Source organism: Pseudomonas sp. Pseusp97, from assembly GCF_047304025.1.
Classification (GTDB): Bacteria; Pseudomonadota; Gammaproteobacteria; order Pseudomonadales; family Pseudomonadaceae; genus Pseudomonas.
In genome coordinates this window covers 1-10,212 of sequence record NZ_JBGLYK010000204.1, presented here as the reverse complement: position 1 = coordinate 10,212, position 10,212 = coordinate 1, and the positions used below count along the sequence as shown (strand labels likewise).

At 65.0% G+C, this 10,212-nt stretch carries 8 protein-coding genes and 3 tRNA genes; all 11 read right to left on the bottom strand.

Annotated features, from left to right (window positions below; all coding sequences use genetic code 11):
• Positions 1–2: 2 nt before the first annotated feature.
• Positions 3–76: transfer RNA gene (locus ACCC94_RS24030), tRNA-Arg, on the bottom strand.
• 98 nt (positions 77–174) lie between these two features.
• A tRNA-Arg gene (locus tag ACCC94_RS24025) sits at positions 175–251 on the bottom strand.
• A gap of 109 nt (positions 252–360) precedes the next feature.
• Positions 361–451, bottom strand: a tRNA-Ser gene (locus ACCC94_RS24020).
• Between the two features lie 60 nt (positions 452–511).
• A complete protein-coding gene (gene csrA / locus ACCC94_RS24015) occupies positions 512–697 on the bottom strand; it encodes a carbon storage regulator CsrA (RefSeq protein WP_003085981.1) in 186 nt (61 codons plus the stop codon).
• Between the two features lie 185 nt (positions 698–882).
• Positions 883–2,118: an aspartate kinase gene (locus ACCC94_RS24010; RefSeq protein WP_413352111.1), complete on the bottom strand. Its 1,236-nt coding sequence runs from the start codon at positions 2,116–2,118 to the stop codon at positions 883–885.
• Positions 2,119–2,219: 101 nt separating this feature from the next.
• Positions 2,220–4,844: an alanine--tRNA ligase gene (gene alaS / locus ACCC94_RS24005; RefSeq protein ID WP_413352110.1), complete on the bottom strand. Its 2,625-nt coding sequence runs from the start codon at positions 4,842–4,844 to the stop codon at positions 2,220–2,222.
• A gap of 121 nt (positions 4,845–4,965) precedes the next feature.
• Positions 4,966–5,970 carry a low-specificity L-threonine aldolase gene (ltaE, locus tag ACCC94_RS24000; RefSeq protein WP_413352109.1) on the bottom strand — a complete coding sequence of 335 codons (1,005 nt, stop codon included), beginning with the start codon at positions 5,968–5,970 and terminating at the stop codon, positions 4,966–4,968.
• Positions 5,971–6,146: 176 nt separating this feature from the next.
• Positions 6,147–7,139: a succinylglutamate desuccinylase gene (gene astE / locus ACCC94_RS23995; protein ID WP_413352108.1), complete on the bottom strand. Its 993-nt coding sequence runs from the start codon at positions 7,137–7,139 to the stop codon at positions 6,147–6,149.
• 50 nt (positions 7,140–7,189) lie between these two features.
• The gene (locus ACCC94_RS23990; protein ID WP_026078911.1) at positions 7,190–7,471 is read right to left on the bottom strand and encodes a GTPase; all 282 of its coding nucleotides are present in this window, start codon (positions 7,469–7,471) and stop codon (positions 7,190–7,192) included.
• Positions 7,472–7,480: 9 nt separating this feature from the next.
• Positions 7,481–8,827: an N-succinylarginine dihydrolase gene (astB, locus tag ACCC94_RS23985; protein ID WP_413352107.1), complete on the bottom strand. Its 1,347-nt coding sequence runs from the start codon at positions 8,825–8,827 to the stop codon at positions 7,481–7,483.
• A partial coding sequence (gene astD, locus ACCC94_RS23980; protein ID WP_413352106.1) for a succinylglutamate-semialdehyde dehydrogenase occupies positions 8,827–10,212 on the bottom strand: 1,386 nt, incomplete at its 5' end. The genes astD and astB, both read right to left, overlap by 1 nt.

Genomic DNA, 10,212 nt, shown 5'->3' with positions numbered 1-10,212 from the left:
GGCGCACTCAGGAGGATTCGAACCTCCGACCGCTCGGTTCGTAGCCGAGTACTCTATCCAGCTGAGCTATGAGTGCGTCGTTGGCAAAGTTTAACCAGATTCACCAACTGGTTGCAGCTAATGGCCTTTCAGCCCTTTCGCCACTGAAGCCCCGCTTTCGCGTTGCCCCGTATATGGCGCACTCAGGAGGATTCGAACCTCCGACCGCTCGGTTCGTAGCCGAGTACTCTATCCAGCTGAGCTATGAGTGCGCTGATGAGGGCGCAAATTCTAGTGCGATTTTTCTGACCTGTCAACAAGATTTTTCAATCTTTTCAGTCACTTACGTAACCGGACAACTCATCGCACCAGAGGATGCAATGGCGGAGAGGGGGGGATTCGAACCCCCGACACCCTTTTGAGGTGTACTCCCTTAGCAGGGGAGCGCCTTCGGCCACTCGGCCACCTCTCCGCAACACGGGGCGCATGATATCCATGTTTTCCCCGTTTGCAAAGAAAATTTTTAGAAAAATTAATGGTTTGGTTCTTGGTCTTTCTCTTTCTGGATGCGCTGGTAGATTTCCTCACGGTGCACAGCAACTTCCTTCGGCGCATTCACACCGATACGCACCTGATTTCCTTTGACACCCAATACAGTCACGGTGACGTCGTCACCGACCATCAGGGTCTCTCCGACCCGGCGAGTCAGAATCAGCATTCCTTTCTCCTTACGTGTTACGGGATAAGCAGTCTGCAAAAAAGAAATGGTGGCAGATTCGTATAGATCAAGTGCGCGAATCCTTCACCCAAGTATTGACCAGTCCTGCCGGAAAGAAAGTTCCTGTCAGACAGTCAAAAACGACAAAAGGCGCGGGTTAGCCGCGCCTTTCGGTATATCCCGCCTTACTCGCCCTGTCGGGCGGGGGCGTCGAGTTCGAAAGCGGTGTGCAGGGCACGGACCGCCAACTCGAGGTACTTCTCTTCGATGACCACGGAAACCTTGATTTCCGAGGTAGAGATCATCTGGATGTTGATGGTCTCCTTGGCCAGGGCTTCGAACATGCGGCTGGCGACACCGGCGTGGGAGCGCATGCCGACGCCGACGATGGAAACCTTGGCGATGTTGGTGTCGCCGGTTGCTTCGCGCGCGCCGATGGCGATGGCGGTCTGCTTGAGGATTTCCAGGGCGGCCTGGTAGTCGTTGCGGTGCACGGTGAAGGTGAAGTCGGTGGTGTTATCGTGCGCGACGTTCTGCACGATCATGTCGACTTCTACATTGGCGGCACTGATCGGGCCGAGAATCTTGAAAGCAACGCCGGGGGTATCCGGTACGCCACGGATGGTCAGCTTGGCTTCGTCGCGGTTGAAGGCGATGCCGGAGATGATCGGCTGTTCCATGGATTCCTCTTCATCAAGGGTAATGAGGGTGCCCGGACCCTCCTGGAAGCTGTGCAGCACGCGCAGCGGGACGTTGTACTTGCCGGCGAATTCCACCGAGCGGATCTGCAGCACCTTGGAGCCGAGGCTGGCCATTTCCAGCATCTCTTCGAAGGTGATCTTGTCCAGGCGACGGGCCTGCGGCACGACGCGCGGGTCGGTGGTATAGACGCCGTCGACATCGGTGTAGATCTGGCACTCATCGGCTTTCAGCGCCGCCGCCAGGGCTACGCCGGTGGTGTCGGAGCCGCCGCGGCCGAGGGTGGTGATGTTGCCGTGCTCGTCCACACCCTGGAAGCCCGCGACCACGACGACGCGGCCGGCTTTCAGATCTGCGCGAATGTTCGCATCGTCGATGCTCAGGATACGCGCCTTGGTGTGGGAACTGTCAGTCAGGATACGGACCTGGTTACCGGTGTAGGAAACCGCCGGCACGCCACGCTTCAGCAGCGCCATGCTCAGCAGGGCGATGGTCACCTGCTCGCCGGTGGAGACCATGACATCCAGTTCGCGCGGAATCGGCTGGTCCATGATCTGTTTCGCCAGACCAATCAGGCGGTTGGTCTCGCCGCTCATGGCGGACACCACCACGACGATGTCGTCGCCCGCTTCACGGAATTTCTTCACCTTCTCGGCTACCTGCTCGATTCTCTCGACGGTGCCGACGGAGGTCCCTCCAAACTTCTGTACGATCAAAGCCATTTCAAAAGCCGCCTGATTCCTGAAGGGCGCCCATTAAACATGCATCACCGCATGCTGCCAAGGCCCGCCGGACGCGCTGCGGGCCCCGTTTTTCAGGGCCTTTAGAGGCCCTGTTCGACAAACTTGACTGCCAGCGCCAGAGCCTCGTCCAGCTTGCCGGCATCGACGCCACCGCCCTGGGCCATGTCCGGGCGACCACCGCCCTTCCCGCCCACGGCCGCAGCAGCCTGCTTCATCAGATCGCCCGCTTTCAGCTTCGCGGTCAGATCCTGTGTCACGCCGGCAACCAGCACGACCTTCTCCTCGAACACGCCGCCCAGCAGGATCACGCCACTGCCCAGCTTGTTCTTCAGTTGGTCGACCAGCGCCAGCAGCGCCTTGCCGTCCAGACCGTCGAGGCGCGAGGACAGCACCTTCACACCGCCGACTTCCACGGCGGAACCCGCCAGGTCGTCGCCGGCCGCGCTGGCAGCCTTGGCCTTGAGCTGCTCCAGCTCCTTTTCCAGCTGACGATTGCGCTCGATCAGGCCGGAGAGCTTGTCCAGCAGGTTGTCACGGCTGCCCTTGACCAGGCCGGCCGCTTCCTTGAGCTGCTCTTCGGCACCGTTGAGGTAGGCCAGCGCAGCGCCGCCGGTGACCGCTTCGATACGGCGCACGCCGGAAGCCACACCGCCTTCGCTGGTGATCTTGAACAGACCGATGTCGCCGGTGCGGGACACGTGGGTGCCGCCACACAGTTCGACGGAGAACTTGCCGCCCATGCTCAGCACGCGCACCTGATCGCCGTACTTCTCGCCGAACAGCGCCATGGCGCCCTTGTTCTTGGCGGACTCGATGTCGGTCTCTTCGGTCTCGACCTCGGAGTTCCTGCGAATCTCGGTGTTGACGATGTCTTCCAGCTGCTTCAGCTGCTCGGGCTTGATTGCCTCGAAGTGGCTGAAGTCGAAGCGCAGGCGCTGGCTGTCGACCAGGGAGCCCTTCTGCTGGACGTGATCGCCCAGTACCTGGCGCAGCGCGGCATGCAGCAGGTGGGTCGCAGAGTGGTTCAGCGCGGTGGCCTGGCGCACGGAAGCGTCGACCTCGGCCTTCACGGCGGCGCCGACGGTCAGGCTGCCCTGGGCAACCACACCGTGGTGCAGGTGCGCACCGCCAGCCTTGGTGGTGTCGCGCACGTCGAAGCGCACGCCGGCAGCTTCAAGGTAACCGCTGTCGCCGACCTGGCCGCCGGATTCGGCATAGAACGGAGTCTGGTCGAGGACGACCACACCCTCCTCGCCTTCGCCCAGTTGCTCGACGGCCTTGCCGTCCTTGAACAGGGCGACGATCTGGCCGGCGCCGGAAACGCCCTGGTAGCCGAGGAAGCGGGTGTCGCCATCCACTTTCACCAGGCTGTTGTAGTCCATGCCGAAGGCGCTGGCGGAGCGGGCACGCTCGCGCTGGGCCTCCATCTCGCGCTCGAAGCCTTCCTCGTCGAGGGTCAGGCTGCGCTCGCGGGCGATGTCGTTGGTCAGGTCCACCGGGAAGCCGTAGGTGTCGTACAGCTTGAACACCACGTTGCCCGGGATGACGCTGCCCTTGAGCTCGGACAGGTCCTGCTCGAGGATCTTCAGGCCCTGCTCCAGGGTCTTGGCGAACTGCTCTTCCTCGGTCTTCAACACGCGCTCGATGTGCGCCTGCTGCTGCTTGAGCTCGGGGAAGGCCTCGCCCATCTCGCCGACCAGCGCGGCGACGATCTTGTGGAAGAAGGTGCCCTTGGCGCCCAGCTTGTTACCGTGGCGGCAGGCGCGACGGATGATGCGGCGCAGCACGTAGCCGCGGCCTTCGTTGGACGGCAGTACGCCGTCGGCGATCAGGAAGCCGCAGGAACGGATGTGGTCGGCTACCACTTTCAGCGACGGTGCGTCGTCGTTGGCGCAACCGATGGCGTCGGCCGAGGCCTTCAGCAGGCTCTGGAACAGGTCGATCTCGTAGTTCGAGTGGACGTGCTGCAGCACGGCGCTGATGCGCTCAAGGCCCATGCCGGTGTCCACGCTCGGCGCCGGCAGCGGGTGCATGACGCCGTCCGCGGTGCGGTTGAACTGCATGAAGACGTTGTTCCAGATCTCGATGTAGCGGTCGCCGTCTTCTTCCGGCGAGCCGGGCGGGCCGCCCCAGATGTCGGCGCCGTGGTCGAAGAAGATCTCGGTGCACGGACCGCACGGACCGGTGTCGCCCATCGCCCAGAAGTTGTCCGAAGCGTAGGGAGCGCCCTTGTTGTCGCCGATGCGGACCATACGCTCGGCGGGGATGCCGACTTCCTGGGTCCAGATGTCGTAGGCCTCGTCATCGCTGGCGTAGACGGTGACCCAGAGCTTTTCCTTGGGCAGGTTCAGCCACTTCTCCGAAGTGAGGAATTCCCAGGCGTAGGTGATGGCGTCGCGCTTGAAATAGTCGCCGAAGCTGAAGTTGCCCAGCATTTCGAAGAAGGTGTGGTGGCGCGCGGTGTAACCGACGTTTTCCAGGTCGTTGTGCTTGCCGCCGGCACGCACGCATTTCTGGCTGGTAGTGGCGCGGGTGTAGGCGCGCTTTTCCAGGCCCAGGAAGCAGTCCTTGAACTGGTTCATGCCTGCGTTGGTGAACAGCAGGGTCGGGTCGTTCGCGGGGATCAGCGAACTGGACGCTACGCGGGTGTGCCCCTTCTCTTCGAAGAAGCGGAGGAAGGCTTCACGGATTTCAGCGCTTTTCATAGGTTCTTCCACGGAAAAATGCGGCCACGAATCGCCGGCAAAGGGCCGCATTATATCGGCCTCGCATCAAGGTTGTAGTGTCTTTGCGCGATAGTTAACCCCTATCGCGCAATAATTTCCGTCAGGAACGACGAAAGGCGGCAAAAGCTTCGACGATATGCGGGATATCGGCGTTTTTCACATCGAGGTGGGTGACCAGCCGCAGGCGCGCCGCCGGGCTGACGCGGATGCCGCGCTCGGCGAGGTGCGCCCCCAGTGCGCCAGCCTGCTCGCCGATGCCGACGTAGACCATGTTGGTCTGCACCGGCTCGATGGCGTAGCCCAGTTCAGCCAGGCCACGGCCCAGCGCTTCGGCGTTGGCGTGGTCTTCGGCGAGGCGCTCGACCTGATGGTCCAGCGCATACAGCGCGGCCGCCGCGAGGCCACCGGCCTGGCGCATGCCGCCGCCGACCATCTTGCGCAGACGGCGCGCACGGCCGATCAGCTCGGCATCGCCACAGAGTACCGACCCCACAGGCGCGCCGAGGCCCTTGGACAGGCACACCGAGACGGAGTCGAAATGGCGGGTGATTTCGCGGGCATCCACACCCAGCTTCACCGCCGCGTTGTACAGCCGCGCGCCATCCAGATGCAGCGCCAGGCCGCGGCGGCGGGTCATTTCCCGCGCGGCAGCAAGGTAGGTCAGCGGCAGGACCTTGCCCTGCATGGTGTTTTCCAGCGCCAGCAGGCGGGTGCGGGCGAAGTGGAAATCGTCCTGCTTGATCGCCGCCTCGACCTTGGCCAGGTCCAGCGAGCCGTCGGCCTCGCCATCGATGGGCTGCGGCTGGATGGAGCCCAGCACGGCGGCGCCACCGCCTTCATATTTATAGGTGTGCGCCTGCTGGCCGACGATGTACTCGTCGCCCCGGCCGCAATGCGCCATCAGGCCAAGCAGGTTGCTCATGGTGCCGGTGGGCACGAACAGCGCGGCGGCGAATCCGAGACGCTCGGCCAGGGTCGCTTCCAGGCGGTTCACCGTCGGGTCTTCGCCGTAGACGTCATCGCCCAGCTCGGCCCGCGCCATGGCCTCGCGCATGCCGGCGGTGGGCAGGGTCACGGTATCGCTGCGAAGGTCGATGATGGACATGGCGGAACTCCTTGGGCATCAGGCGGAAAGGGCCGATGCTAAGCGCTCGCCAGGGACGGAACAAGGCTTGGAGCAACTGTAGGATCGAGGGGGGCGCCCAGCTCTTGCTCGCGAACTTTTTCCGGCGGCTTCGGCGCCGGGCGGTTCGCGAGCAAGCTCGCCCCTACGAAAAGCCGTCAGAGCTCTGTGGGGACCACCAGGATGCCGGCGCGCAGGCCGTTCTTCACCCGGGGATTGGGGAAGATGATCCGCGCGCCCTGCTCTTCCACGATCCAGCGGGTGCCGCCGATGTCCTCGGCGAGCAGGAAGCCGTGGTCCAGCTCGGTGAAGTTGTCCACCGCGTCGTCCAGGTGCAGGCGGAAGTGGTCGCTGTGCTTGATCACCTCGCGGGAGACAGCGAACAGCTGCAGGCCGTCGATCCGCGCTCCGTCCGCTTCCTCGCCACTGATCGCGCCCTGCAGCATGGCCTCCAGGCGATCCAGGTTCACCCCCTGGTTCTGCCCGAACGGTCGGGCCTTGCCCAGTTCCAGGGTGAACGCCTCGGCACCGAGATGGCTATAGGTGTAGGCGCTGAAGGTGATGCCCGGCTTGCTTTGCAGCAGCACGGCGTCGATGCCGGCACTGCGCAGGCGCGCCAGTTCCTCGCGGGAATGCTCGCGGCCGCTGGCCCAGGGGTAGAGCGCGAACTGCTCGATCTTCGAGCCGCGAATGGCGGTGTGCAGGTCATAGTGCAGGCGCGAGCGCCCTTCACGGGCGAAGAACGCGGCGGCCAGACGCTCCAGCTCTGCCGCGCGCAGGGCCTCGTTGCCGCTGCCCTCCTCGTGGCGGCCGCAGAACAGGCGGTTGATGTCCTGCTCCAGGTAGCGCTCGCCCCGGCGCATGGCCTCGGGGTTGCCGAGCAGGAACAGCACCCGCGCCGCCGGCTTCAGCTCGCCGCGGGCGATGCGGTGCACCAGGTGGTCGAGCAGCTCGATCGGGGCTGTCTCGTTGCCGTGGATGCCTGCCGAGAGCAGCAGGTCGCGGTCATTGTCGCGCGCCACCGGCGGAGTGACTTCGAGGGCGCCTTCAGCCAGCCAGTGCAGACGGGTGCCGTCCGCGGTGAGCTGAATCTTTTCCGTCGGCTCACGGCCGGCGAGGGTCAGTTCGAGCAGTTTGCCCAGGGCTAGCATGCGGACGCCTCCATCATTCCCCGCGGCCGGAGCGGCCGCGGACTCCGCGATCAGTGGTGATGGTCACATCCACAGTCTGGACCATGTTCGTGGACTTCGGCGGCTTCCAGTTCAAGGCTCAGGCCCAACTGGTTCACCGCCTGCGGACGCACCACCAGCAGCGGGATCTCGGCGTCGTCCTCATGGGAATCGGCGTAGATCGTAAGGCCGCCCTTGCCGTCAGCCTCCAGCCACAGCTCGCGCCCTTCCAGGCGGATGGCCAGGCGCGCGGTGTGGGTCTCGCGGCGCTCGCCCTTGTTGTCTTCGAGAATCAGCGGGAGGCTTTCGGTCATGTCGGTCACTCAGATCTGCTGGAAGGGATAAACCGAGCCCAGTTTAAGGATCTGACTCAATTCATCCAACGCCGTCCGGCACTCGACCAGCAGTTGCGGGTCGGCCAGGTCGGCTTCGGCCAGGCGATCGCGGTAGTGCTTGTCGACCCAGGTGACCAGGGTGTCGTGCAGGGTCGGGGTCATGATCACGCCTGGGTTGACCGCTGCCAGCTCCTTGTCGGTCAGCGCCACGCGCAGGCGCAGGCAAGCGGGGCCGCCGCCGTTCTGCATGCTCTGCTTGAGGTCGAACACCTTCACCTCGCGGATCGGGCCGTCCTCGGCGGTGAGGCGCGACAGGTAGCTCCATACGCGCTCGTTCTTGCGGCACTCCTCCGGGACGATCAGCAGCATGTTGCCGTCCGCGCGAGAAAGCAGCTGGCTGTTGAACAGGTAGGACTTCACTGCGTCCTCGACCGTGACCTGGTCGCGCGGCACGCACACGGCGCGGAAGCGACCGCCACGACGACCCAGCTTGTCGTGCAGTTCGGCGAGCACGCGTTCGGTGTCGAGGAAGGCGTCTTCGTGGTGGAACAGCACTTCACCGTTGCCGACCGCGATCACGTCGTTGTGGAACACGCCCTGGTCGATCACCGCCGGGTTCTGCTGGGCGTAGACCACGCCGTCATCGCTCAGGCCGTGCAGGCGGGCGACCGCCTGGCAGGCTTCCAGGGTCTGCCGCGCCGGGTAGCGCTGCGGCGCGGGGAAGCGGCTGTCGAAGGCGCTGCGACCGAACACGAAGAACTCCACGCCGGCTTCGCCGTAGGACTTGCAGAAGCGCGTGTGGTTGGCCGCGCCCTCGTCGCCGAATTGGGCGACTGCCGGCAGCGCGGCGTGGTGGGCGAAGTGCTGTTCGTCGTTGAACATCGCGGCGAGGATACGGCTGGTCTGCGGATGCTCGATGGAACGGTGGAACTTGCAGTTCAGGTTGGCGGCGGTGAAGTGCACGCGGCCATCGGCAGTGTCGGCGCCGGGGCTGACGGTGGCAGCGTTGGCGGTCCACATGCAGGACGCCGAGCTGACAGCAGCGAGCAGCGGCATGGCTTCCTTGGCGGCCTTGGCGATCACCTCGGCGTCTGTGCCGGAGAAGCCCAGGGCACGCAGCGAGGCCACGGCCGGACGCTCCTGCGGGGCGAATACGCCCTGCTTGAAGCCCATCTCCATCAGCGCCTTCATCTTCGACAGGCCCTGCTTCGCCGCTTCGCGCGGGTTGGATGCCGCCTGGCTGTTGCTCTGCGAAGCGACGTTGCCGTAGGACAGGCCGCCGTAGTTGTGCGTCGGTCCGACCAGACCGTCGAAGTTCATTTCATAGGCGGTCATCACAGGCTCACTCCCGGAGTCAGGGTTGCAGGCAGGCTCAGGCTGTCACTTTCCAGCGAGGCGACCGGGTACGCGCAGTAGTCGGCTGCGTAGTAGGCGCTCGGGCGATGGTTGCCGGAGGCGCCGATGCCGCCGAACGGCGCGCTGCTGGCGGCGCCGGTCAGTTGTTTGTTCCAGTTGACGATGCCGGCGCGGCTCTCGATGAGGAAGTCCTCGTAGCGCTCGCGGGAATCCGACAGCAGGCCGGCGGCCAGGCCGTACTGGGTCGCGTTGGCTTCGCGCACGGCGGCATCGAAGTCGGCATAGCGGATCACCTGCAGCAGCGGGCCGAAGAACTCCTCGTCCGGACGCTCGCTGACGGCGGTCACGTCGAGGATGCCGGGGGTCAGCAACGCGGCGGTGGCCAGCGGCTGGGTCATTGCCAGCAGCGGCTTGGCGCCCTTGGCCAGCAGTTGTTCCTGGGCCTTGATCAGGTGCTGCGCGGCGGCCAGCGAGATCACCGAGCCCATGAAGGGCGCCGGTTGTTCGTCGAAGCGGCCGACCTTGATGGTCGAGGCCACGGCCACCAGGCGCTCGATCAGCGCATCGCCCCAGGCGCCCTGCGGCACCAGCAGGCGGCGGGCGCAGGTGCAGCGCTGGCCGGCGGAGATGAACGCGGACTGGATGATGGTGTAGACGGCGGCGTCCACGTCCTTCACCTGGTCGACGATCAGCGGGTTGTTGCCGCCCATCTCCAGCGCCAGGATCTTCTGCGGGCGACCGCCGAACTGGCTGTGCAGCAGGTTGCCGGTGCGGCTGGAGCCGGTGAAGAACAGGCCGTCGATGCCGTCGTTGCCAGCCAGTGCCACGCCGGTGTCACGCGCGCCCTGCACCAGGTTGATCACACCGGCGGGAATGCCCGCCTCGATCCAGGCCTGCAGGGTCAGCTCGGCGACCTTCGGGGTCAGCTCGCTGGGCTTGAACACCACGGCATTGCCCGCCAGCAGGGCCGGCACTATATGACCGTTGGGCAGGTGGCCCGGGAAGTTGTACGGGCCGAACACGGCGACCACGCCGTGGGGCTTGTGGCGCAGCACGGCGGTGGCGTCGGCCAGCGGGCCGCTCTTCTCGCCGGTGCGTTCACGGAAGGCCTGGACCGAGATGGCAACCTTGTTGACCATGCTGGTCACTTCGGTGGCGGCTTCCCACAGCGGCTTGCCGGTCTCCTCGCCGATGGCGCGGGCCAGATCCTCGGAGCGGCCCTTGAGGGCGGCGGCGAAGCGTTCCAGCACGGCGATGCGCTCTTCCACCGGGCGACGGGCCCAGGCCGGGAAGGCATTGCGCGCGGCGGCGACGGCGGCGGCGACCTGCTGCTGCGAAGCAGCCTGGCCGGACCAGACCACGGC